Genomic DNA, 22,300 nt, shown 5'->3' with positions numbered 1-22,300 from the left:
CCGCCCGGTCCCGCGAACCGGTTCTGCGATCCGGTCGTGGCAGGACGACCCTGGATCCTGACGCTAGTGAACTGGCCGGGGACGGCGCGTCCACACGGGTGTGGAGCCGCCGTCCCCGCTTTGTGGACACCGTGCTGACCGACGGGGCCCGCGGTGCGGTGCTCAGGCGTCGTAGTCGACGCGGAGGGTGTCGTCGAGCGCCGCGAGGGTCTTGTCGAGGGCCTCGTGGCCGGGTGCCTCCCCGTAGACGATGGCGGTGAACGCCTGGGTGCCTTGCCGCCAGTCCACGGGGTCGCCGGGCCGCCGGACGATCTCGACGCGGGCGACGCCGGGGAGGCGCCGGGCCTCCTTGCGGCCGGTGATGCCGGTCACGGTGGTCGCCGCGACGGGGGGTGGGGCGAACCGCTGGAAGGTGACGCGCGGAGCCGCCGTGGGCGCGTCGAGCCGCCGCGGTACGGGGGCGCCCGTGGTCAGGGCGTTCTCCAGGGCGAGGCGGAGCACGTTCACGCCGGTGGCGCGGCCGACGAGGTCGTTGACGAAGCCGCCGAGGCGGCCGTTGACCTCGATGAGCCGCGGGCCGTCCGGGGTGAGCTTGAACTCGGTGTGGGTGACGCCGGAGGTCACGCCGAGCGCCCTCAGCGCCTCCTCCGTGTGTGCCAGGACGCGCGCGGCGACCGGCTCGTCCAGGGTGCTGGGGAAGAACACCCCGCTCTCGCGGAAGGGTTCGACGAGCGGGAGCTTTCCGGTGATGCCGAGGTGGGTGACGTGCTCGCCGTCGACGACCGATTCGACGGAGACGTAGTCGCCCCAGCGGGGGCCGGCGACGGCCGGGTCGCCGAGGAGCCGTTCCTCGGCGATGAGCGGGCCCTCCCCCGCCGCCAGCAGTCCGGCGGCCACGCGGTGGAACTCGGCGGCGGAGCCGACGGGGAACGTGGCCCGGCTGCCCGCGCCCCGCCGGGGCTTGAGGACGGCGGGCAGCCCGACGGCCGCCAGCGCGGCCGCGGTGTCCCCGGCGTGGGAGAGTTCGGCGAACCTGACCACCGGCGCGCCGGCCGCGGCCAGCCGGGTGCGCTGGCGCAGTTTGTCGCCCAGGGCCGCGGCCACCTCGGGGGTGTGGAAGCGCAGGCCCAGGGCCCGGGCGAGGTGGGCGGTGAGGTCGAGGCGGGCGTCGGTGAAGGTGGTGATGCCGGCGGTGCCCAGCGCCCTCAGCCGCTCCACCGTGGCCTCCGGCGGGGTGTCGGCGGTGTGCCGCACCAGGGTGCCGGCACGCTCCAGTACGGGCAGCGAGGCGGCCACCGCCGGGGAGCCGGGGTCCACGACGAGCACGATGTCGCACAGGCCGGTCGCGGCGTGGGCGATCTCCACGGGGCTGACCGCCCCGTTGTCGTAGACGACCGCCAGCCGCTCAGGCATCGCGCGCGGCCCGCTCGGTCTCCTCCTGGAGCATGCGCAGCGCCTCCTCCTCGGAGAGCTCTCCGAGGGAGGCGAGCAGTCCTTCCTCGACCAGTTCGGCGAGCCGGTCGACGCTGCCCTCGGCGAAGACGACGGGCAGCGGGATCTGGACGCCGTAGGCCTCCTCGATGCGCGTCATGAGCTGGACGGCCTGGAGGGAGGTGCCGCCGGCCTCGAAGAGGCTCTCCTCGCTGTCGAACTCCTCGTCGGGGACGGCGAAGATCTCCTGCCACATGTCGGTGAGCTCCTGCCGGAGCTGTGTCCCGGTGCTCACGACTGTCCCTCCGGCGTGCCGAACGCGGCGTCCCACTCGGCTTCCGCGATCTTCCCGGCCTGCTCCCAGGGGTGGGTGTACGGCATGGAGGCGGCGATCCCGGTGAGCTTGTCGCGGTGCTCCCAGACCTTCTCGAAGGCGTCGGCGTAGCGCTGGAGCAGCGGGCCGGCGTCCGGGTGCAGGTGGGCCTTCTGGAGGGCGAAGGAGTCGTCGATGACGCGGTGGGTGACCGGGAAGTCCTCCTCGCGGTAGGGGCGTTCGGGCACGCCGGGCAGGGCCCAGGGGTAGGCGCCGAGGCCGCGGCGCTCGCGGAAGACGCGCTGGGCGGGCAGGGGCATCAGCTGGTAGGGGGCGGCGGGCACGCCCTCGGCGCGCAGGGCGCGCTGGACGGTGGCGCGCAGCGGTCCGGCGAGGTGGTCGTCCAGGCCGAAGGCGGCCGGGTCGACGCGGAAGCGCAGGATGTGCCAGGCGTGGGTGCGGTCGCCGGGGACGACCGGCGGCAGGAAGCCGGGCAGGGCGGCGACCCGTTCCAGGAGCGGGCGTACGTTCTCGTCGCGCCGCTTGGACTCCTCGGGCAGGCGGGTGAGCTGGCTGCGGGTGAAGGCGGCCTGGAGGGCGCTGGGCTTGTTGTTCCAGCCGAGGAGGTGGGCGACGTAGGAGCGTTCGCCGCGCTCGGGGATCAGCTCGCCGAACTGGCGCAGCATGGTGGCGCGGGTGGCCAGCCGGTCGTCGTCGGTGGTGATCAGTCCGCCTTCGCCGCAGGTGGCGAGGTTCTTGCTGACGTTGAGGCTGAAGGTGTTGATCGCGCCGATGGAGCCGGCCGGGCGGCCCCGGTACTCGGCGCCGTGTGCCTGGGCGGCGTCCTCGACGACGGCGATGCCGTGGCGGGCGGCGAGCGCGGTGATCTCGTCCATCTCGGCGGGCAGGCCGTGCAGGTGGACGACGACGATCGCCCTGGTGCGCGGGGTGATCGCGGCCTCGACGGCCTCGGGGGTCATATTGTAGGTGCGCGGGTCGATGTCGACGAAGACCGGCACGGCGAGCAGGTGCAGGGGCGCGGCCGCGGTGGCGATGAAGCTCAGCGCGGGGACGATGACCTCGTCGCCCGGTTCGATGCCGAGGGCGCCGAGGGCGACGGTGATCGCGGCGGTGCCGTTGCTGACGGCTATGGCGTGGCGGGTGCCGGTGAAGCGGGCCCACTCCTCCTCCAGGCCGGGGATCTCCCGTTCGCCGGAGGAGGCGGTGGTGTACCGGCCGGAGGCGAGGGCCCGGTGCACGGCCTCCTCGTCCTGTTCGGTGACCCGTGGCCAGGCGGCGATGCGCAGGTCCTTGGGCACGGCCCGGGCACCGCCGAGCATCGCGAGCCTGCTCGCGGGGTCGGTCGGCCGCTGTGCTGTCACAGTTCTGCCCTCTCGTCTTCGAGTGCGGTGAGGACGCTCTCGTGGTCCTTCAGGAGTGCGTGGACGCGGCCGGCCAGGCGCCGGGGGGTGAGTCCGCCGTCCCGGGTGAGCGCCGCCATGATGCGGATGGCCGACCAGTGGTGGGCGACGCGCTCGACCGACCGGGCCTGTTCCACGAGGCCGGGGAGGTCGAGGGTGCGCCCGGCGTGGGCCAGCCAGTCGGCGTGGACCGCGGTGCAGGCGAGGGCGGCACCCGCGGCGACGAACAGCTCGTCGCGGATGTCCTCGCCGGCGGTGAGCCGCTTGACGTTGTCCTCCAGGAACGCCTGCTGGCCGGCGAGGCCGGTGCAGGTGTCGCCGTCGGCCGGGGCGGCGAAGTGCGCGAGGTTGAGGCCGAGGACCCGGGCGACCTCGGTGCGGTCGAGCGCGGGGAAGTCCTCGGGGGCGGCGTCCAGGACGAGGGAGAGCCAGCGGTTGTCGATGTGGACGCCGGTGAAGAACATGTCGCGCTCGTGGACCAGTTCGTTGCCGGAGTCGCGCGCGGCGGTGAGCTCGTCGAGGGTGATGTCGCCGTGGAAGGCCGGCGGCACGGCGTCCAGGACGCGGACGGTGCCGCGTTCCTCGTCGAAGCCGTGCACGACGACCAGGTGGTTGGAGTGCACGTCCCGGTAGGCGGGGCGGAACGGCAGGTGGTAGTTGTCGACGGCGACGGCGACGGGCGTGCCGGCGGTCACCGCGTCCCTGACCTGTTCCCAGCCGGTCGTCGCGTCGGCGGGCTCGTGCCAGGTGGAGCGTACGGGGTGGTGGGGGGCGAGCGCGGCCAGCAGCGATTCGCCGTTCGCGCAGGGGTAGTAGTACTCCTCGCGGCGGACGCCGCCGGGGAAGTGGCGGAAGGTCCAGGCCGCGCCGAGGACGGGCAGCGCGGGGATGCCGCGGTGCTCCAGGAGCGTGGCCAGGCAGCCGTGCAGGCAGCCGCCGAGGTCGTGGCGCCAGGGGCGGACGTTCTCCAGCAGGGCCTTCACGCGGCCACCTCCAGCGGGGCGCCGGGGAGCAGGGTCATCGCGAACAGGTGGACGGCCGGGTTGTCGGGCAGCCGCAGGGCGCTCAGGTCGCTCTCGCGGGGCACGGGCACCCGGTGGCGCCAGATGACGGGGCCCATCTTGCGCTCGACGTGGCGCGGGTAGTGCATGCGCGTGCAGGTGAAGGCGGGGCTGCCGCCGACGCGGGAGCCGGTCTCCGGCCAGAAGTCGGGCACGCGCAGCCACTCGGGGTCGACCGAGCCGTCGGCGTAGTGCAGCAGCACCTGGTCCTCGGTGCGGCGCTCGGCGGCGGCGAGCAGCTGGATCCAGTCGTAGCGCCCGGTGGGCACCTCGATCAGCTGGCCGGCGCAGCGGACGTTGTCGGGCCGCCCGGGGGCGGCCTCCGGGAACAGGAAGGGCACGCCGTCGACGACGACGGGGCCGCCGGCGGGCAGTTCGTCGGCGGGGAAGGTGTTGCCCCAGATGTTGAAGGCGCCCGTGGAGAGGGCGTCGGCGCGGGTGATGCCGGTGTTGTCGGCGTGTTCCGCGAGGTTCACCGGGACGGCCCGCGGCTGTCGGCGGCCGGCCCGGTCGGGGAGTCGATCCATCAAGTGCACCTGACTGCGGCAGTAGGGACGGCGGAAAGGGCCCGCAGAGGCGGCTCGGCGCCGGGCCGGAAGCGGCACCAGGCGTGCAGGCGTGGCTCCACGGTGCGGGGCATGAGGTGGGCGCGCGTGGCGGCGCGTGCGGACGGGAAGGCGATCACCGTGTCGCCGACGCGGCGGCCGAGCGCGGCGAGCCGCTCCGTGAGGCCGGCCCGCTGCGGGGAGGTCGCGCCGTGCCAGACGTCGAGGCCGGCGAGGCGGGCCCCGGGGACGGCGGCCGTGTCGTCGCCGACGACGGCGACGAGCGCGGCGGGGGTCGTCAGCCACCGGACGCACAGGGCGTCCGGGTCCGGCGCCGCCCAGGGTGGTGTGCGGGGGTCCACGGGTGTGCCGGGGCGGCGTTCCATGGTGACCTCGGTGAGCGGTTTGTCGTCGCTCGGCCAGTGGTGCACGGGTGTGAAGCCCAGGCGCGCGTAGAGCGGGGGCAGGCAGCGTTCGACGACCGCGTCCAGGCGGAGCACGGGCACGCCGTGTGCGGCGGCGGCGCTCTCCACGGCGCGCAGCAGGGCCCGGGCCACTCCCCCGCCGCGGGCGGCGGGGCCGACCGAGACCCGGCCGATCTCCCAGGCGCCGTCGGGCCGGGCGTGGACGCGCAGGGTCCCGGCGGGCTCGCCCGCGTGGTCGTGCGCGAGCCAGACGGTCGCGCCGCGGGCCACGTCGGCGCGGACCCGGTCCGCGGTCTCGGCGGCGCCGTCGGGGACGGGCAGGCCGGGCAGCGGGTCGGAGCCGCGGTAGGCGGCTCTGGTGAGGGCGGCGATGCGGTCCGGGCGGCCGGCGGCGAGGGCCTGCCCGGTGGTCAGGGCGACCACGCCCGGGCCGGTCGCCGTGTCCGGCCACGGGGTCCGTTCAGTCATGGCCGATCAGCAATTCGTGGAAGCAGTCCGCCCCGAACTCCAGGGCGCCGACGGCGATCCGCTCGTCGGGGCAGTGCAGCCGGCCGCGGTAGGAGCGGTCGAGGTCGTGCAGCAGCGGGAGCCACCCGTAGCACTGGATGCCGAGCCGGGGGAAGAGGCGGGCGTCGGTGGAAGCGGTCGTCACCATGGGGAAGGGGATGCCTTCGGGGTCCTTCGCCTTGAGGATGCCGGCGAGCCGTTCGTAGAACCCGTCGAGCCGTGGCGCGGGCATCTTGTCGCCTTCGACGAGGACCTCCAGGTCCATGTCGCAGCCGACGCGTTCGCGCAGTTGCCGGAGGAAGTCCTCGCGGCCGAAGTCGCCGGGCAGCAGCCGGCCGTCGAGCTCGACGTCGATCCGGGCGGGCAGGACGTTGGTGGCCGTGCCGCCGTGGACGACGGTGGCGTTGACGGTGTGCTGGACGAGGGAGCGCAGGTAGCGGGCGTCGGTCTCGTCCATGCCGGCGAGGGCGGCGGGGTCGTCGGGGTCGGCCCGGAAGGCGGCGACGCGCGAGCCGAAGGGCTGCGGCAGGGCCGCCGCCAGCTCCTGGAGCATGCGGTCGACGGCCGGGGTCATGAGGGTGCCCAGGCCACCGCCGTCGATGGCGGTGAGCAGCCGCTGGAGCTTGTGCGCGGCGCCGGTGGGGCCGGCCGCGCGGGAGGCGTGGCCGGGCGTGCCGTGCAGGGTCGCGCGGACCCATACGGCGCGCTTCTCGGCGACCACGACGGGGTGCAGCCGCACCTGGCGGCCGAGGCCGAGTTCGGCGCCGCCGTCCTCGCCGATGGCGTGGCGGACGCCCGCGAAGAGCTCGGGGTGTTCCTCGACGAGGAAGCGGGCGCCGGTGGCGCTGCCCGCCTCCTCGTCGGCGACGACCGCGAGGACGACGTCCCCGGCCGGCGGGGTCCCGGCGGCGGCGAGCCGCAGCAGGGCGGCCAGCATCATGGCCAGGTGGCCCTTCATGTCGACCGCGCCGCGCCCCCACAGTTCCCCGTCGACGACCTCGCCGCCGAAGGGGTCCCTGGTCCATTCCTGCCCGGCCACCGGGACGACGTCCACGTGGGCGTGGAGCAGCAGCGGCGGCACGAGGCCCCGGCCGGGCAGCCGGGCGATCAGGTTGGGCCGGCCGGGGTCCTTGGCCAGCAGCCGGGTGTCGAGCCCGGCGGCGTCGAGGAGGTCGCGTACCCAGTGCACGCAGGCGGCTTCCGCCCCGGGCGGGTTGACGGTCGCGAAGCGGATGAGCCGCTGGGCGATGCCGACGGGGTCGGTGGGGAAGCCGGTGGGGTTCTTCGTGCCGGTGCTCATGCTTCGACCAGTCCGTCCTGTACGGCGTCCCTCAGCAGGTCTTCCGCTCCGTCGCGCAGCCGGGCGGTCAGCGGCAGGTGCTTGATGCCGGCCACGAAGTTCGACTCCAGGTGCTCGACGGGGCCCGCGACCTCGAAGCGCTCCACCACGCGCACGATCTCCTCGAAGAGGAGGTTCAGGGCGATCTTCGCCAGGGGCGCGCCGATGCAGTAGTGCGGGCCGAAGCCGAAGGCGACGTGCCGGTTGGGGCGGCGGGTGATGTCGAAGCGGTACGGGTCGGGGAAGACGTCCTCGTCGCGGTTGGCCGAGCCGAGCCAGGTGACGAGCGCGTCGCCCCGTTTGATGGACACGCCGCGCAGTTCGAGGTCGTGGACGGCGTAGCGCATGAAGTGGTTGGCGGGTGAGGACCAGCGCAGGCCCTCGTCGACGGCGCCGGGCACCAGGGAGGGGTCGGCGAGCAGCCGCCGGTACTCCTCCGGGTGCTCGATGAGGGCGAGGACGGTCGAGGCGATGGCGTGCGGGGTGGTGACGTTGGCGCCCAGGAGCAGGCTGTAGCAGTTGTAGACGATCTCGTCGTGGCGCAGCCGGCGGCCGCCGGCCTCCATGCCGGTCAGGAAGCCGACGAGGTCGTCGTCCCCGCCGGGGTGCCGGCGGACGAACCGGGAGAAGTAGTCGAAGAGCTCGTGGTGGGCGGCGACCAGGGTGCCGTGGCCGCTGCCCTCCTGGAACTCGGAGTCGGTGGGGGCGACGGCCATGGTGGTGAGCTTGGTCAGCCGCGGCCAGTCCCGTTCGGGCAGGCCCATGAGGGAGCCGGTGAACGCCATGGGGAAGTCGGCGGCCGTGGTCGCGATGTCCCAGACGCCGCCGTCCAGCAGGTGGGAGAGCATGCGGCGGTGCACGATCCGGCGGATCTGCGGCTGCCGGTCCTTCAGGGCCCGGTGGGACATGACCTTCATCAGCGGCTCGCGCATCGCGGTGTGCGTGGGCGGGTCGCTGGCGGCCATCATCTTGCCGCCGGCCGGGTCCTGGGCGCCGAGGATGCTCAGCAGGGTGCCCTTGGTGGAGGTGAAGCGGGTGTGGTCCCGCAGTACGTCGTTGACGTCGTGGTATTTGGTCACCGACCAGAACGACCGCCCGTCGGGCAGGGTCTGCCGGTGGACGGGGGCCCGCTGCCGCAGGGCGTGCCAGACGGGGTGCGGGTCGCCGGTGGCGTACAGCCGGGGGTCGAAGAGGTCGACGGTGTCCAGGTCGATGTCCTGGCCCTCGACGGGAACGCTGATCCTCACCGCTTCAGCTCCTCGACGACCTGGGCCAGCTCGGCCACGGTGGGGTTCTCGTAGAAGGCGCGCGGCGGGACCTCGACGCCCCACAGGGTGGCGATGTCGGCCGTGATCTGGGTGGCCATCAGGGAGTGGCCGCCGAGCTCGAAGAAGTCGTCGTCGGCACCGATCTCGTCGATCTCCATGAGGTCGCCCCACATCAGCGCGAGGGCCGCCGCCACCTCGCCCTCGGGGGCGCGGTAGTCGCTGCCCAGGTCGGGGCGGTCGCGGTTGACGTCCTTGCGGAGTTCGGCGCGGTCGACCTTGCCGTTGAGGGTCAGCGGCAGGGCCATGAGCCGGGCGAAGGCCGCGGGGACCATGTAGGGCGGCAGGACCTCGGCCAGGCCGCGGCGCAGTTCGGGCACGGACAGGCCGTGGTCGGCGACGTAGAAGGCGACGAGCCGGCGGCCCATACGGGCGTGCTCCTGGGCGACGACGGCGGCGTCGGTGATCTCCGGCCGGGCGAGCAGCGCGGCCTCGATCTCGCCGGGTTCGACGCGGAAGCCGCGGATCTTGACCTGGTTGTCGGCGCGGCCGAGGAACTCCACGACGCCGTCGGCGCGGCGGCGTACGAGGTCGCCGGTGCGGTACAGCAGGCGGCCCGGGGCGGCGGGGTCGGGGACGAAGCGCTCGGCGGTCTGCTCCGGGCGGCCGAGGTAGCCGAGGGCCACGCCGTCGCCACCCGCGTAGAGTTCGCCGGGCTCCTCGCCGGTGACCGGCTGTCCCCGCTCGTCGAGGACGTGGATCCGGGTGCCGGTGACGGGCACGCCGATCGGCACGGTGTCGGAACCGACGGGCTCGGTCATCACGTGGCAGCAGGTGAAGGTGGTGTTCTCGGTGGGGCCGTAGCCGTTGATGACGCGGATGCCGGGGAGCATGGCCAGCGCCTTGTTCACATGGGCGACGGAGAGGACGTCGCCGCCGGCCAGGAGCTGGCGGACGCCGGAGAGCCGGTGCAGGGGGCCGTCGACCATCTGGTGGAAGAGCCCGGCGGTCAGCCACATGATGGTGACGCCCTCGTTCTCGACCGTTTCGGCGAGCTGGTCGAGGCTGGGCTCGTGGGACGGGAAGACCGCGAGGCGGGCGCCGTTGAGGAGCGGGGCCCAGATCTCCAGGGTGGAGGCGTCGAAGGCGACCGGCGCGAACTGGAGGACCGCGTCCTCGGGGCCGACGGTGAGGAAGTTCGGCTCGGTGACCAGGCGCAGCACGGCGCGGTGCGGGACCACGACGCCCTTGGGCGTGCCGGTCGAGCCGGAGGTGTAGGCGATGTAGGCGGGGCGCTCCGGGTCGCCGGGCAGGCCGGGGTCGGTGGCGGGCCGGTCCGCGAGGGTGGGGTCGGGGCGGTCGAGGAGCACGGGGTGCCCGACCAGCTCCTCCAGCCCGTCCAGCCCGGCGAGGAGGCGCTCCTGGGTGAGCAGGACGGTGGCGCCGGCGTCGGTGAGGATGGTGCGGTGCCGCTCGTAGGGCTGCTTGGGGTCGAGGGCGACGTAGGCGCCGCCGGCCTTGAGCACGGCGAGCAGTGCGACGATCACCTCGGGCGAGCGCTCGGCGCAGACGGCGACGTTGCTGCCGGGGGCGACGCCGCGCTCGCGCAGCAGGTGTGCGAGCCGGTTGGCCCTGGCGTTGAGTTCGGCGTAGCCGATCCGCTCGGTGCCGCGGCTGAGCGCGGTGGCGTCCGGGGTCAGCGCCACCCGGTGTTCGAAGAGCTCGTGGACGGACTGGGCGTTCCCGCTGCGGGCGGGTGCGCCGGCGTCTGCGGTGGTGGTCATCGGGGAATCCTTCTCCGCGGGAATTCGGATACCGGGGGCCGAGTGCCCGGTCAGGCGGCGTCGGCGGACGCCCGGCGCAGGCTCAGCGGACGCATGTCCAGCCAGATCTCCGCCACGTGGGCGAGGCATTCGGCTTTCCCGCCCTGGAATCCGGTGGGGCGCCAGCCGGCGGGAACGGGATTCCCGGCGGGCCAAATGGAGTACTGCTCCTCGTCGTTGACGACGACGGAGCAGATGGTGGAATCAGCTTCCTCGGCTGTTGTCATCGCGATTCCCTCTCTGCTGCGGGTATCCGCCTTCCACGGCACGTTTCGCAGGAAAGCTATGCGCCGGGGCGGCGGTACCGCGTCCACGCGGTGATGGATTCCGGGAGGGCTCAGCTGTGGACGCGCAACGCACCGGAGGTAGTCGTGTCGTTGACGGCGGCCCACACGGCCGAGGCGTGGGCGAGCAGCCGCCCGTCCTCGGTGTACAGGGCGGTGGCGTTGACGGCGGTGCGGCCGGCGCGCCGCACCCGCCGGCCCACGACGACGTACGGGTGGCCCGGCCGCGGCCGCTCGGTGATCCGCGCGGTCATCCGGCTGAGCACCATGGGTTCCCTGGCCGGATCGCCCGTCCAGCCGCCCGGGCAGTCCAAGGCGCCCCAGACGACGGGGAGTTCGGCGTATCCGTCACCGTCGGTGACGGACCGGCCGGGCGTCCACCGGCAGGCCACGGTGCCGGGCAGGCCCGGCACCGGGCCGGGGGTGAGCAGCAGCCCGTCCCCCTCCTCCCGGTCGACGCCGCACACGAAGCAGGTGCGGAAGGGGTGACCCGGCTCCCCTGCGAACCGCAGCTCCGCCTCGGCCGCCACCGCGCCGGACACCGGCTCGATGACGGGCGGCTCGCCGGTGTCGGCGGTGACGGTGGCGATCAGCCGGTCGCCGTGCTGGATCCGGGAGCGGCGCCCACCGAGGTGGAACTCCAGGTCCGTGTCCAGCGGTGGCGGGGCGAGCAGGGTGACGGCGACGTCCCGGCCGTGGTGGGCGGCGCCGAGGCCGGCGAAGAGCCCGCAGGCGTAGCCGCCGTTCGCGGAGTCGGCCGGTCCGTTGAAGCGGGACGGGACGGTGAAGGTGACGGTGGTGTCGACGGGGGGTTCCACGGGCACGGTCGGGGTCTCCTGGACGGGTGCGGGGCGGGGCTCAGGCCGCTTCACGCATGAGGCCCGTCTGGTAGGCGAAGGCGACGAGCTGGGCACGGTCCTTCAGGTCGAGCTTGTGGCGGATGCGGTGCAGGTGGGTGCGTACGGTGCTGATGCCGATGTACAGCTCCCCCGCCACGTCGTCGATGGACATGCCGCGACCTATGAGCTGGAGCACCTCGCGCTCGCGCCGGGTCAGTCCGCCGACCTCGGGCCGCTCGTCGGCGCGCGGCGCGGCGCCGCGCTCGCGGAACCAGTCGACGAGGCGGTCGACGAGCTCGGGGCCGAGCACGGTGCGGCCGCGGGCGGCCGTCCGGGTCGCGGCGATCACTTCGTCGCTGGTGGCGTCCCGGTTGACGAGCCCCTTGGCGCCGGCGCACAGCAGGTCGGCGACCATGGCGTCGGTGTAATCGGAGTGGAAGACGACCGCGTGCGGGGGGTTGTCGCGGGGGTGGTCCTCGACGCCGAGCCGGCGGATCAGGTCCAGGGCGGGTTCGAGCTCGGCGAAGCCGATCAGTACGACGTCCGGGCGCTGGGTACGGGTGAGGACCACGGTCTCCATGGCGCTGTCGGTCGTCGCGACCACGTCGATGTCGGGCAGGGAGCCGAGCAGGGTGCGCAAGCCGTCGCGCATGAGGGGGAGCTGGTCACAGATCAGGACTTTGATGGGCACGGGGTTCGATGCTCCTCGCGATTGCCGGACCGGCGCGGACCGGCGAAGAAGGTCAGTCAAAGTCGGAAGAGAGGGGCGCGACGCGGTCGCTGCCGGCGCCTTCATCGGCGAAGGGGACGGGATGCCCGTCAGGGCGTCCCGTGTGCGTGTCCGTACCGGGTCCGCGCGGCCTGTCCGGGCGCCGCGTGGGCCGCCGGCGGGCGGCTTCGGTGCGGTGGGGTGTTCCGGGGTGCAGTGGTGTCCGTACGCGTCACAGGACCCGGCTCTGTCGAGGTGGCTCGCCTGTCACCGCGCGCGGGCCCGTCGCGGCTGCTCCGGGAACGTCACGGGCGGGGACGGGGAGCGGGCGGGGCCGCGTGCGGCGGGGCCCACGGAGCCGTCCTGCCACCGGAGCCCCGCCCCGCCCCCGGCCGAGTCGTCAGGAGAGGGGAGTGGGAGGGGCTCGGAACGTCCGGCCCGCCGCTCAGGCGGCGGCCGACGGGTGGGTGACGGCCTGTCCGGGCTGTCCGGATCCGGCCACCGGCCAGTCGATGGCCACGGTGGACCGGCCGGGGCCGGGCCAGTCGATGCCGGACCCGGCGGGTCCGGTCAGAGCGGCGGCGAGGGCGGCCGCGCCGACGGCCATACACATGGCGACTGATACGCGGGCATACCGCAGGATCTTCTGCACTGCTTCCCCCTGAGATTGTGGAGCATCGCGAGACGCCACCGGGATTGCCAGGCTGTCGCCTCCAACCGCCCAGCAAACTAGTGGATTCCTCGAACGGTAGGCAAGATCTTGCCAAGTCTTTGGCAAACACAGTTGAATGTATTCCCTCCGTCGATCACGGAGGTCCTGCGGGAGCATTCCTCAACCCCCCGAACACTCAGGTCCGTCGGCGCCCGGACCGGCACCGGCCGGGCGGACGGCACCTACCTGACACCAGGCAACATTTTGTCAACCCTCGGCCGTCGGCTAGCCTGCGATCTCAACGATCGCCGCGTGCCGGGGCCGCGGACGGTCCGGACCACCGCTGGGGATTGATCACATGCTCGAACAGCCGTCCTTCGGACGACGGCTCAGGCAACTGAGGACCGAGCGCGGCCTGTCCCAGGCCGCGCTCGTCGGTGACGGAATGTCCACCGGCTATCTGTCCCGGCTGGAGTCCGGCGCCCGGCAGCCGACCGAACGAGCCGTCACCTTCCTGGCCGAACGGCTCGGCGTGCGGCTCGCCGACTTCGTGGAGCCCAAGGCCGACTCCCTGGCCCAGGCGCTCACCGTCGCGACGTCCGCCGAGACGGACGACGCCATCCTGGAGCTCGCCGGCACCCTGGGCCGGGGCATCGAAGGGGACCGGGCCCTGCGCTGGCAGGCCCTGTGGCTGCTGGCCAGGACCAAGCACAAGCAGGGCGAACGGGCGGAGGAGCTCGCCCACCTGGAGGAGCTCGTCGAACTCGGCGACGAGCTCGGCCTCCCCGAACTGCGCACCCGCGCCTGCACCAAGCTCGCCCAGTGCCTGCGGTCCATGGGCGACATCACCCGCGCCGGCGAGGCCGCGGCGGCCGCGTACCGCATCGCACGCGACAACGCCACGTCCGTACGCGACACCGCGGGTGCCCTGCTGGCGCTGGTGTCCGTGGAGGCCGAGGCCGGGCGCCTGTCGGACGCGCGGGCCCACGCGGACGAACTGTGCGATCTCACGCGCGAGTTGAGCGGCGCACTGCCCATCGAGGCCATGTGGACGGCCTCGACCGTGCGCTTCCGGCAGGGCGACCACACGGCCGCCCGCGAGCTGCTCGAACTGGCCCTGGAGCGCATGAGCGGCCACGACGGCCTCCTGCTGTGGATGCGCCTGCGGCTGGTCGCGGCCTCCCTCTACCTCCAGCTCACCCCGCCCGCCACCGAGGCCGCGCGCGGCCGCCTGGAGGAGGTCGAGCCCGTGCTCGGCCTGATCGGCACCGCCCTGCACTGCCAGGAACTGACCACGCTCCAGGCGCACCTCGCCTTCCAGGAAGGGCGGTTCGAGGAGGCGCGCGCCCTCCACGACGCCCTCCAGGGCACGAAGCTGCGCCTGACGTTCCGCGACCGGATCAAGCTGGCCGTCCTGGACAACCGGCTCCTCGCCCACGAAGGCCGCGTCGACGAGGCCGCGGAGAACCTCCGCGCGCTGGGCGACCGGACCCACCAGGGGTCCAACATCGACCTGGCGGCGGAGATCTGGCGCGTCCTGGCGGAGATCCTCTCCGCCGACCGGCTGCCGTCGCCGAAGAGCGCGACCTGAGGGCACGGGACCGACGGGCGGACGGGGCCGAGGCCGTGTCCGGGAGGAACACCGGACGCGGCGGCGTCCCCGGCCGCCGCCAGCCGCGCAGAGGCCGGCCCGTACCGGCCCGGTGGGCCGGTACGGGCCGGTGAGCAGTCGGCGCGGGCGATGTCAGCCGAAGCAGCCGAGCGTCTCGTCGAATCCCGCGCAGTGCCACTTCCCCCACCAGTAGCAGCCTTCGCCACTGACGGTCAGGCAGTGCTTGTCACCGCGGATGCCCACGGTGAGCTTGCCCCAGACGACTCCGAGGCGCTTCTCCCAGCTGATGCTGTTCATCTTGGAGTTGAGGTTGAAGCCCTCCGACCAGATGACCTTTCCGGAGAGCTTGATACCGGCCTCGGCGCGGGCGACCCATTCCTCGCCGCCGGAGAACTCGATGCCGCCGTAGACGCTGACGGGGCCGATGACGGCGATCTCCCAGGGATCCCACTTGTCGGCCTCCCCGGAGAGGGTCCGGGTGACCTTGGGGGGTTCCACCCCCTGGTCCTCGAATTTCCTGGCCTCCGCGATGTAGTGCTGCTTCAGCTGCTCGGCGGTCGTGGCGGGATCACCGCCCTGCTCCCGCTCGTTGACGACCCGGGCCAGCTGCTCCCAGACTCCCGGATCGATTCCTTGCAGGCCTGTCGAGGGGTCCGTCGCCATACCCCTTCATCTCCTCGTGATTCCGGACCACGTCGCCCGTGGCGCGTGGTGCGCACCTATGACCTCCCAGGTCATGGCCGTGAGCCTGAGTGGCGGACGGCCGTACCATCCGCCTGCCCGACCCGCTCACGGCAATCCTCGTGACCCTCCGATTCACGACAAAGGGTGAAGGTTCGCTTGTCCGCCCGAGCCGTATCACTCTTCGGTACCCAGCGGTAATCTGTGCGCCCGCCCGCAGCGAGGAGGGTGCGACGTGAGCGTTGCCCGCAGTGGCCCGGATCCCGTCGATGAACACGGGAAGACCCGCGCCGCGCTGCGGGCCACCGCCCCGCGCCTGGCGCGTCTGCTGCGTGACGTACCCGACCTCGGGGCGCCCTCCGGGGTACCGGTGTGGACGGTGGGCGACGTCGGCGCGCACGTGGGCGCCGTGTACCTCGCGTACTGTTCCGCCTTCACCCATGAGTTCGACGACTGGGACAGCGTCCTGCCGCCCGGCGACGTCCCGTTCGTCGAACGGATCACGAGCGTGAACGCCAGGTCGATCGGCCTCTTCGACGCGGACGGGCGCGGGCGTCTCGGCGACTTCGTGGCGGAACGGGGCGAGACGTTCCTGCGGGCCACCGAAGGACTCGCTCCGGACACCCCCGTCGTCACCCCCTGGTACGGGGAGGGGATGGTGCTGACACTGGCGGCGGCCACCGGGCTGGTGCTCAGCGAGAGCCTCCTCCACGGCCTCGACATCGCGCGCGGCGCCGGGCTGCCGTGGACGATCGGCCCCGAGGAGGCGCGACTGGTGATCGGCCAGGCGATGCCGACGATGATGCCGCTCGCCCTGGACACGGCGCGGGCCCGGGGCATCGGCATCGCCTTCGACCTCGCCGTGCGCGGTGGCCCCCGGCTGGCGGTCGTCATCGGCGACGGCACCGCCACGGTGACCCGGGACGCGCCGCCCAGGGCCTACGACTGCCGGATCTCGGCGGCGCCGGCCGCGTTCCTCCTCGTCGCCTTCCGGCGCACCCCGCTCTGGAAAGCGGTCGCGCGCGGCCGGATCCGGGCGGGCGGCCGTAAACCGTGGCTCGCCCCGCGGCTCGGCCGGCTCATCACCGGCCCCTGACCACCCGGGGCACGTGAATCATTTCCCCCGTACGAAACACCGATATCCAGAGGAACGTTTCCGCTTATTTCATCGAGTCGGATCAATGCAATCAAGAAAAGTCAATGTTATTGTTCTGGTCACGGCGCGACAGCATTGATCACCGATGAAATGGACGGGCGGCCGGTCACTCGATGACCGGGGCCGACGTCATCGAACATTCGCGCGACAGATCAGCAGTCAATGCTGACACTCGGGGGTGTCACGTGAAATCAAGCATGCATCGATTCGGGCGTTCGGCCCGAATTCCGGCGATAACCCTGGCCCTGCTGCTGGGACTCGGCGCCTGCGGCTCCGGGAGTTCCGGCGGTTCCGGGACGGGGGACGACAGTACGGGGGGCTCCACCAGCGCGGGCGGTGCGGGCAATGGCGGCAGCGCGAGCAGCTCCAGCAGCACGGGTGCCTCCGGCGGCACCACCACCGCGGGCAACTCCAGCAGCACAGGCAGCACCAGCGGCAGCCGCAGCACGGACGGCGCGAGCGGCTCCAGCAGCACGGGCGGCAGCGGAGCGCGGTCGCCGGTTCCGGAGGTCCTCGTGGGCGAGTGGTGCGGCGGCAGCAATCGCGCCCCCGAAGGCCACTGGACCTACATTTTCTCCAGGTCGGGGAAATTCATTGCCCGGAATCCGGTGGTGGGGGTCCGCTCCGGCTTCTTCGGCACCTCAGGCAATGCCATGGCGGTGAAATTCGACGGACAGAGCGGCACCGTGATGTCGAAATGGCGCGTGGAAGGCTCCGGCGAGATGGCCGTCCTCTTCATCAATGAATTCAGCTACGTCCGCGGAAGCTGTGAACGATGAAACCGTGAACGGTGAGGCCGTGAACAGTGAAACCGTGATCGATGAGGCCGCGCACAGCGGGCCTCAGTCCGTGGGAAGGCGGTCGGCCGCTTCCTTGAGGGCGTCGAGGACCGGCCGGATGAGCGGGTGGTCCTCGGCGCCCCGGCGGACCGCGGCGAAGACGCGGCGCGTGGCGGTCCGGCCTTCGACCGGGCGGACCACCGTGTCCTTGAGTTCGATGCCGCGCAGGGCCGAGCGGGGCACGAGAGCCACTCCGGCACCCGCGCCGGCCAGGGCGATCACCGCGCGGAAGTCGTCGGAGGAGTGCACCAAGCGGGGCTGGAACCCGGCGAGTTCGCAGGCCAGGACCATCACGTCATGGCAGGGGTTGCCGGGGTAAGGCCCGACCCAGTCGCTGTCGGCGAGGGCTTCGAGCCGGATGTGCGGTTCCTGCGCGAGCGGATGGGAGGAACGCAGGACGGCATCGAAGGGTTCGGCGTAGAGAGGGACCCGGGCCAGGCGCTGGTCGTCCTCGCGGGGCGCCCCGCGGTATTCGACGGCGAGGGCGACGTCGGCCCCGCCGTCGAGGACCAGGAGCAGGCTCTCGTCGCCTTCGGCGTCGCGCACGCGCAGGCGGATGCCGGGATGGCGCTCGGCGAGCAGGGTGACGACCGGGGCGAGGACCTCGGCGATGCCGGTGGCGAAGGCGGCGACGGTGAGCTCGCCGGCGGTGCCGCCCGCGTACGCGGCCAGTTCCGCCTCGGCGCGCTCCAGCTGGGCGAGGACCTCGTGGGCATGGGTGAGGAGGATCTCGCCGGGTGCCGTCAGGCGTACGCCGCGGCCGCTGCGGGTGAGCAGGGCGTGGCCGGTCTCCTGTTCCAGCGCCGCGAGCTGCTGGGAGACGGCCGAGGGGGTCAGGTACAGGGCCGCGGCCGCGGCGGTCACCGTGCGGTGGTCCGCCACGGCGCGCAGGATGCGCAGCCGCCGGGGGTCGATCACCAGGCCATTTTGCCAGGGATCACGTGGGTGCCGGTCCAGGGCGGCGGCCGCGCCGGAACGAGCGTGCCGCCGGCGCGGCCGGGCCCGTACCCGGAGCCGGATCGCGCGCGAAGTCGGCGGGTGTGCGTAGAGGACGCCCCGGGCGCGGCCCCCGCGTGGGGGCGCGCCCGGGACCGCCGGCGTCAGCCCTTCAGGGCTTCGCGGGCGTCGACGAACGCGGCCACGGCCCGCTCGACGTCGGCCGTGGAGTGGCCCGCGGAGAGCTGGACGCGGATGCGGGCGGCGCCCATGGGGACGACGGGGTAGGAGAAGGCGATGACGTACACCCCGCGCTCCAGGAGGAGTTCGGCCATGCGGGCGGCCTCGGCGGCATCGTGGATCATGACGGGGGTGATGGCGTGGTCGCCCGGCAGGATCTCGAAGCCGGCCTCGGCCATCTTGGTGCGGAAGAGCGCGGTGTTGGCGTTCAGGCGCTCGCGCAGGTCCCCGGCGGACTCCAGGAGGTCGAGGACCTTCAGGGAGGCGGCCGCGATGACGGGGGCGAGGGAGTTCGAGAAGAGGTACGGGCGCGAGCGCTGGCGCAGCAGGGCGACGATCTCGGCGCGGGCGGCGACATAGCCGCCGGAGGCGCCGCCGAGGGCCTTGCCGAGGGTGCCGGTGATGATGTCGACGCGATCCATGACGCCGTGCAGCTCGGGGGTGCCGCGGCCGTTGGGGCCGACGAAGCCGACGGCGTGGGAGTCGTCGACCATCACCATGGCGTCGTAGCGGTCGGCGAGGTCGCAGATCTCGCGCAGCGGGGCGACGTAGCCGTCCATGGAGAAGACGCCGTCGGTGACGATGAGGCGGCGGCGGGCGTCCTGGGTGTCCTTGAGCTGCTGCTCCAGGTCGGCGAGGTCGCGGTTGGCGTAGCGGTGGCGGCGGGCCTTGCAGAGGCGGATGCCGTCGATGATGCTGGCGTGGTTGAGGGCGTCGGAGATGACGGCGTCCTCGGGGCCGAGGATGGTCTCGAAGACACCGCCGTTGGCGTCGAAGCAGGAGGAGTAGAGGATCGTGTCCTCCTGGCCGAGGAAGGCCGACAGGCGCCCCTCGAGCTCCTTGTGGACGTCCTGGGTGCCGCAGATGAAGCGGACGGAGGCCAGGCCGTAGCCCCAGCGGTCGAGGCCTTCCTTGGCGGCGCCGATGATCTCGGGGTTGTCGGCGAGCCCGAGGTAGTTGTTGGCGCAGAAGTTCAGGACCTCGCCGGGGGTGCCGCCGGCCGTGACGTCGACGGAGGCGCTCTGCGGGGTGCCGATGACGCGCTCGGGCTTGAAGAGGCCGGCCTCGCGGATCTCGTCGAGGGTGGCGCGGAGGTCGTCACGGACGGACTTGTACATACGGGGGCTCCTTGAAGAGGGAGGAAGGAGTGGGGCGGCGGTGCCGCCGCCGGCCGGATGACGGGCTGCCGGCCGGCGGAAGGGTGAACCGTGCGGGGTCCCGGGGCATGGCCCTCGGGCCCGCCGGTGCCGCCGGTCAGGCGGTCCAGTCGAGGATGATCTTGCCGCTGCGGGCGGTGGCGGCCTCGTCGAAGGCCTTGTCGAAGTCCTTGTAGGAGTACCTGCCGGTGATCACGGGGCTGAGGTCGAGGCCGCTCTCGAGAAGGACGGTCATGGCGTACCAGGTCTCGTACATCTCGCGGCCGTAGATGCCCTTGACCGTGATCATCGAGGTGACGATCTTGGCCCAGTCGACGGGGAACTCCTGGGCGGGCAGGCCCAGCATGGCGATCCGGCCGCCGTGCGTCATGTTGTCGATCATGTCGCGCATGGCCTCGGGGCGGCCGGACATCTCCAGGCCGATGTCGAAGCCCTCGCGCAGGCCAAGTTCGCGCTGGGCGTCGGCGATCCTGGCCTCGGCGACGTTGAGGGCGATGGTCGCGCCGGCCTTGCGGGCCAGCTCCAGGCGGGGCTCGCTGACGTCGGTGATGACGACGTTGCGGGCGCCGGCGTGGCGGGCCACGGCCACCGCCATGATGCCGATCGGGCCCGCGCCCGTGATCAGGACGTCCTCGCCCACCAGGGGGAAGGACAGGGCCGTGTGGACGGCGTTGCCGAACGGGTCGAAGATCGCGGCGACGTCGAGGTCGACGTGCGTGCGGTGCACCCAGACGTTGGAGGCGGGCAGGGCGACGTACTCGGCGAACGCGCCGTCGCGGCCCACGCCGAGGCCGACCGTGCTGCGGCACAGGTGACGGCGGCCGGCCAGACAGTTGCGGCACTTCCCGCACACCAGGTGGCCCTCGCCGCTGACCAGGTCGCCGACGGCGATGTCACGGACGTCCGCGCCGACGGCCGCGACCTCGCCGACGAACTCGTGGCCGAGGATGCGCGGGGTGCTGACCGCGCCCTGTGCCCAGCCGTCCCAGGAGCGGATGTGCAGGTCGGTGCCGCAGATGCCGGTGCGCAGCACCTTGATCAGGACGTCGTCGGGGCCGGTCTCGGGCTCGGGAACGTCCATGAGCCACAGCCCGGGCTCGGCCTTGTGCTTGACGAGTGCCTTCATTGAATGCCGCTCCAGGCGTGGTGGGGCGCTGACCGAGCGCTGACGGGCCGATGGGTGCCGCCAGGGCGGACGGCCGCCGGGGTGATCCTTTGCGCGCACCAATGTGCCGATTCCCGGCCCTCAAGTCCATCGAGGTTTTCTTAAGCGCGGCAACAGCGGAGCTTCACGAAGGGCGGCTGAGCAGGCCGTTCGTCCTCCGGCGAGCGCGGCCGGTGCAGGCGGAAGCGCACCCGGAAGGGGCATCGGCGGGCACGGCGACGGGCGCTCGGCTCACGGCCCGACCGGGAGGCCCTTCGGCTCCTTGACACGCTTCATGACGATCTGCGAGTTCACCTCGGTGATCCCGGACAGCGCGGTGAGCCGCTCGATCCACAGCCGCTCGTAGGCCGCGAGGTCGGCGACCGCGATGCGGAGCATGCAGCCGGGGCTGCCGAAGAGACGGTAGGCCTCGATGACGTCGGGGATGTCCTGGAGGGCCGCCTCGAAGGCCTCCACCGCCTCGCGGTCGCGCTTGACCTCGATGGAGACGAGGACCTCGAAGCTCCGGCCGACGGCCTCGGGATCGATGACCGCCCGGTAGCCCTGGATCACGCCGTCCTGTTCGAGCTGGCGGACGCGGCGCATGCAGGGCGAGGGGGTCAGACCGACGCGGTGGGCGAGTTCCTGGATGGTCAGGCGGCCGTCGTTCTGGAGCTCACGCAAGATATTTCTGTCGATGCTGTCCACCGCGCAATTATCCACCACATATCGGCGGTAGCGCGCTCTGTTCAGCGATCCAATTGCGCGCGATTCGTCCTATTCTTCCCCTGCCTGGTCGCCACTCCCCCGTGGACGGCCGTAACGATCATGGGAAAGGCGGGCCGACGTGGGACAGGTCGTCGTCATCAGCACGGGCGGAACGATCGCCAGCCGCTGGCAGGGGTCCGGGTTCGCCGCCGACGCGCGCGGCGGGGACGTACTGGCCACGGCCGCGGTGCCCGAGGGCGTCGGCGTGCGGGTGGTCGACCTGATGAGCGTGAACAGCGCCCGGCTCACCACCCGCGACCAGCTCGCCCTGCTGCGCACCGCGCACGAGGTGCTGAGCGACCCCGGCGTCGACGGCATCGTCGTCACGCACGGCACGGACACCCTGGAGGAGTCGGCCTTCCTGCTCGACCTCCACCACGACGACCCCCGCCCGGTCGTCTTCACCGGCGCCCAGCTCCCGCTCGAAGCGGCGGACGGCGACGGTCCGCGCAACCTCCACGACGCCCTGCTCGCGGCCTCCTCCGCCGAGCTGCGCGGCCACGGCGTCCTGGTCGCCTTCGACGGGCGGATACACGCCGCCCGCGGCACGATCAAGGTGCGGACCCTGGCGGCCGACGCGTTCGCGGACCCGTCCGGCAGCCCGGTCGCCGACGTCGAGGACGGCCGCCTCCTCGTCCACCGGCGGCCCGAGCGCCCGGCGCCGCTGCCCTTGCCGCCGCCGGCCGAGGCCGCCGCCCTCCCCCGGGTCGACGTCGTCATGCACCACTGCGACGCGGACCCGCTGCTGTTCGAAGCCGCCGTCGGGGCCGGCGCCCGGGGCGTCGTCCTGGTCGCGACGGGCGCGGGCAACGCCACCCCCGAGGTCGTCGCCGCCGTCGAGGCCGCGGTCTCGCGCGGCGTGCTCGTCGCGCTCACCACCCGCGTCCCCGCCGGGCCGGTCGCCGAGATCTACACCCACGGCGGGGCCGTGGACCTCGCCGCCGCCGGAGCCGTGCTGACCGGCACCCTCCGCGCCGGGCAGGCCCGTATCGCCGTCCTCGCGGCCGCCCTCGCCGCTCCCGGTACGGACGCCGCGGACTCCGTGCCCGGCACGGACCCGCGGACCCGCGTGCTGCGCCGCCTCGTCGGCGCCCCCGCCGCCGACGCGCCCGCCGTCAGCGCGCCCGCCGCCGCCTGAACGTTCCTCCCCGCT

Annotated in this window: 23 protein-coding genes; 4 read left to right on the top strand and 19 right to left on the bottom strand. The window is 73.1% G+C overall.

What is annotated here, in order from left to right; all coding sequences use genetic code 11:
• Nucleotides 1-162 precede the first annotated feature (162 nt).
• From SMD11_RS32925 to SMD11_RS35640, 13 genes are all read right to left on the bottom strand, one after another.
• Nucleotides 163-1,413 (bottom strand): hypothetical protein, encoded by a 1,251-nt coding sequence (locus SMD11_RS32925; protein ID WP_087929916.1) that lies wholly within the window; start codon nucleotides 1,411-1,413, stop codon nucleotides 163-165.
• Entirely contained in the window at nucleotides 1,406-1,726 is a 321-nt protein-coding gene (locus tag SMD11_RS32920; RefSeq protein ID WP_087929915.1) for an acyl carrier protein, read from the bottom strand. Before SMD11_RS32920 ends, SMD11_RS32925 begins: the two co-directional genes overlap by 8 nt.
• Nucleotides 1,723-3,126: a DegT/DnrJ/EryC1/StrS family aminotransferase gene (locus SMD11_RS32915; protein WP_087929914.1), complete on the bottom strand. Its 1,404-nt coding sequence runs from the start codon at nucleotides 3,124-3,126 to the stop codon at nucleotides 1,723-1,725. The genes SMD11_RS32920 and SMD11_RS32915 overlap by 4 nt, the downstream gene beginning before the upstream one ends.
• Nucleotides 3,123-4,148, bottom strand: a complete 1,026-nt coding sequence (locus SMD11_RS32910) for a BtrH N-terminal domain-containing protein (protein WP_159395435.1) — start codon at nucleotides 4,146-4,148, stop codon at nucleotides 3,123-3,125. Before SMD11_RS32910 ends, SMD11_RS32915 begins: the two co-directional genes overlap by 4 nt.
• Nucleotides 4,145-4,753: a hypothetical protein gene (locus SMD11_RS32905; RefSeq protein WP_087929912.1), complete on the bottom strand. Its 609-nt coding sequence runs from the start codon at nucleotides 4,751-4,753 to the stop codon at nucleotides 4,145-4,147. The genes SMD11_RS32910 and SMD11_RS32905 overlap by 4 nt, the downstream gene beginning before the upstream one ends.
• Entirely contained in the window at nucleotides 4,753-5,664 is a 912-nt protein-coding gene (locus SMD11_RS32900) for a GNAT family N-acetyltransferase (protein ID WP_087929911.1), read from the bottom strand. Before SMD11_RS32900 ends, SMD11_RS32905 begins: the two co-directional genes overlap by 1 nt.
• Nucleotides 5,657-7,003 (bottom strand): M20/M25/M40 family metallo-hydrolase, encoded by a 1,347-nt coding sequence (locus SMD11_RS32895; RefSeq protein ID WP_087929910.1) that lies wholly within the window; start codon nucleotides 7,001-7,003, stop codon nucleotides 5,657-5,659. Before SMD11_RS32895 ends, SMD11_RS32900 begins: the two co-directional genes overlap by 8 nt.
• Nucleotides 7,000-8,289, bottom strand: a complete 1,290-nt coding sequence (locus SMD11_RS32890) for a cytochrome P450 (protein WP_087929909.1) — start codon at nucleotides 8,287-8,289, stop codon at nucleotides 7,000-7,002. The genes SMD11_RS32895 and SMD11_RS32890 overlap by 4 nt, the downstream gene beginning before the upstream one ends.
• Nucleotides 8,286-10,091 carry a non-ribosomal peptide synthetase gene (locus SMD11_RS32885; RefSeq protein WP_087929908.1) on the bottom strand — a complete coding sequence of 602 codons (1,806 nt, stop codon included), beginning with the start codon at nucleotides 10,089-10,091 and terminating at the stop codon, nucleotides 8,286-8,288. Before SMD11_RS32885 ends, SMD11_RS32890 begins: the two co-directional genes overlap by 4 nt.
• Nucleotides 10,092-10,141: 50 nt before the next feature.
• The gene (locus SMD11_RS32880) at nucleotides 10,142-10,357 is read right to left on the bottom strand and encodes an MbtH family protein (RefSeq protein WP_087929907.1); all 216 of its coding nucleotides are present in this window, start codon (nucleotides 10,355-10,357) and stop codon (nucleotides 10,142-10,144) included.
• Nucleotides 10,358-10,467: 110 nt separating this feature from the next.
• The gene (locus tag SMD11_RS32875) at nucleotides 10,468-11,238 is read right to left on the bottom strand and encodes a hypothetical protein (RefSeq protein ID WP_087929906.1); all 771 of its coding nucleotides are present in this window, start codon (nucleotides 11,236-11,238) and stop codon (nucleotides 10,468-10,470) included.
• A gap of 34 nt (nucleotides 11,239-11,272) precedes the next feature.
• Nucleotides 11,273-11,944, bottom strand: coding sequence for a response regulator transcription factor (locus tag SMD11_RS32870; RefSeq protein WP_087929905.1), 672 nt, complete (start codon nucleotides 11,942-11,944; stop codon nucleotides 11,273-11,275).
• 463 nt (nucleotides 11,945-12,407) lie between these two features.
• On the bottom strand, nucleotides 12,408-12,614 hold the full coding sequence (locus SMD11_RS35640; protein WP_159395434.1) for a hypothetical protein: 207 nt from the start codon (nucleotides 12,612-12,614) through the stop codon (nucleotides 12,408-12,410).
• Between the two features lie 358 nt (nucleotides 12,615-12,972).
• On the opposite strand from SMD11_RS35640, the gene SMD11_RS32865 reads away from it, so the two are divergent.
• On the top strand, nucleotides 12,973-14,205 hold the full coding sequence (locus tag SMD11_RS32865) for a helix-turn-helix domain-containing protein (RefSeq protein ID WP_087929904.1): 1,233 nt from the start codon (nucleotides 12,973-12,975) through the stop codon (nucleotides 14,203-14,205).
• 153 nt (nucleotides 14,206-14,358) lie between these two features.
• On the opposite strand, the gene SMD11_RS32860 is transcribed toward SMD11_RS32865, so the two are convergent.
• Entirely contained in the window at nucleotides 14,359-14,889 is a 531-nt protein-coding gene (locus SMD11_RS32860; RefSeq protein ID WP_087929903.1) for a hypothetical protein, read from the bottom strand.
• Between the two features lie 253 nt (nucleotides 14,890-15,142).
• Between SMD11_RS32860 and SMD11_RS32855 the strand changes: the two genes are divergently transcribed.
• Nucleotides 15,143-16,003: a maleylpyruvate isomerase N-terminal domain-containing protein gene (locus SMD11_RS32855; protein WP_087929902.1), complete on the top strand. Its 861-nt coding sequence runs from the start codon at nucleotides 15,143-15,145 to the stop codon at nucleotides 16,001-16,003.
• Between the two features lie 241 nt (nucleotides 16,004-16,244).
• On the opposite strand, the gene SMD11_RS35635 is transcribed toward SMD11_RS32855, so the two are convergent.
• Nucleotides 16,245-16,538, bottom strand: a complete 294-nt coding sequence (locus SMD11_RS35635; protein ID WP_087929901.1) for a hypothetical protein — start codon at nucleotides 16,536-16,538, stop codon at nucleotides 16,245-16,247.
• Between the two features lie 40 nt (nucleotides 16,539-16,578).
• Here SMD11_RS35635 and SMD11_RS35630 point away from each other — a divergent pair, with 40 nt between their 5' ends.
• Nucleotides 16,579-16,842 carry a hypothetical protein gene (locus tag SMD11_RS35630; RefSeq protein WP_159395433.1) on the top strand — a complete coding sequence of 88 codons (264 nt, stop codon included), beginning with the start codon at nucleotides 16,579-16,581 and terminating at the stop codon, nucleotides 16,840-16,842.
• A 63-nt stretch (nucleotides 16,843-16,905) separates the two neighbouring features.
• Here the strand turns inward: SMD11_RS35630 and SMD11_RS32845 are convergent, their stop codons facing one another.
• From SMD11_RS32845 to SMD11_RS32830, 4 genes are all read right to left on the bottom strand, one after another.
• Nucleotides 16,906-17,820, bottom strand: a complete 915-nt coding sequence (locus SMD11_RS32845) for a LysR family transcriptional regulator (RefSeq protein WP_087929900.1) — start codon at nucleotides 17,818-17,820, stop codon at nucleotides 16,906-16,908.
• A gap of 182 nt (nucleotides 17,821-18,002) precedes the next feature.
• Nucleotides 18,003-19,196, bottom strand: a complete 1,194-nt coding sequence (locus tag SMD11_RS32840) for a glycine C-acetyltransferase (protein ID WP_087929899.1) — start codon at nucleotides 19,194-19,196, stop codon at nucleotides 18,003-18,005.
• 136 nt (nucleotides 19,197-19,332) lie between these two features.
• On the bottom strand, nucleotides 19,333-20,361 hold the full coding sequence (tdh, locus tag SMD11_RS32835) for an L-threonine 3-dehydrogenase (RefSeq protein WP_087929898.1): 1,029 nt from the start codon (nucleotides 20,359-20,361) through the stop codon (nucleotides 19,333-19,335).
• Between the two features lie 270 nt (nucleotides 20,362-20,631).
• Nucleotides 20,632-21,087: an Lrp/AsnC family transcriptional regulator gene (locus tag SMD11_RS32830; protein WP_087929897.1), complete on the bottom strand. Its 456-nt coding sequence runs from the start codon at nucleotides 21,085-21,087 to the stop codon at nucleotides 20,632-20,634.
• Between the two features lie 139 nt (nucleotides 21,088-21,226).
• Here SMD11_RS32830 and SMD11_RS32825 point away from each other — a divergent pair, with 139 nt between their 5' ends.
• The gene (locus tag SMD11_RS32825) at nucleotides 21,227-22,285 is read left to right on the top strand and encodes an asparaginase (protein WP_087929896.1); all 1,059 of its coding nucleotides are present in this window, start codon (nucleotides 21,227-21,229) and stop codon (nucleotides 22,283-22,285) included.
• The last annotated feature ends 15 nt before the right edge of the window (nucleotides 22,286-22,300 follow it).

It is taken from the genome of Streptomyces albireticuli (assembly GCF_002192455.1).
Taxonomy (GTDB): Bacteria; Actinomycetota; Actinomycetes; order Streptomycetales; family Streptomycetaceae; genus Streptomyces; species Streptomyces albireticuli_B.
This window is presented reverse-complemented; position numbering and strand designations above follow the sequence as displayed.

Excerpts from the sequence above, each read along its gene's own strand:
- SMD11_RS32905 (WP_087929912.1), bottom strand. The coding sequence starts at position 4,753 with ATGGATCGACTCCCCGACCGGGCCGGCCGCCGACAGCCGCGGGCCGTC.
- SMD11_RS32900 (WP_087929911.1), bottom strand. The coding sequence starts at position 5,664 with ATGACTGAACGGACCCCGTGGCCGGACACGGCGACCGGCCCGGGCGTG.
- SMD11_RS32880 (WP_087929907.1), bottom strand. The coding sequence starts at position 10,357 with ATGACAACAGCCGAGGAAGCTGATTCCACCATCTGCTCCGTCGTCGTC.
- SMD11_RS32840 (WP_087929899.1), bottom strand. The coding sequence starts at position 19,196 with ATGTACAAGTCCGTCCGTGACGACCTCCGCGCCACCCTCGACGAGATC.
- SMD11_RS32925 (WP_087929916.1), bottom strand. The coding sequence starts at position 1,413 with ATGCCTGAGCGGCTGGCGGTCGTCTACGACAACGGGGCGGTCAGCCCC.
- SMD11_RS32895 (WP_087929910.1), bottom strand. The coding sequence starts at position 7,003 with ATGAGCACCGGCACGAAGAACCCCACCGGCTTCCCCACCGACCCCGTC.
- SMD11_RS32860 (WP_087929903.1), bottom strand. The coding sequence starts at position 14,889 with ATGGCGACGGACCCCTCGACAGGCCTGCAAGGAATCGATCCGGGAGTC.
- SMD11_RS32885 (WP_087929908.1), bottom strand. The coding sequence starts at position 10,091 with ATGACCACCACCGCAGACGCCGGCGCACCCGCCCGCAGCGGGAACGCC.
- tdh (WP_087929898.1), bottom strand. The coding sequence starts at position 20,361 with ATGAAGGCACTCGTCAAGCACAAGGCCGAGCCCGGGCTGTGGCTCATG.
- SMD11_RS32865 (WP_087929904.1), top strand. The coding sequence starts at position 12,973 with ATGCTCGAACAGCCGTCCTTCGGACGACGGCTCAGGCAACTGAGGACC.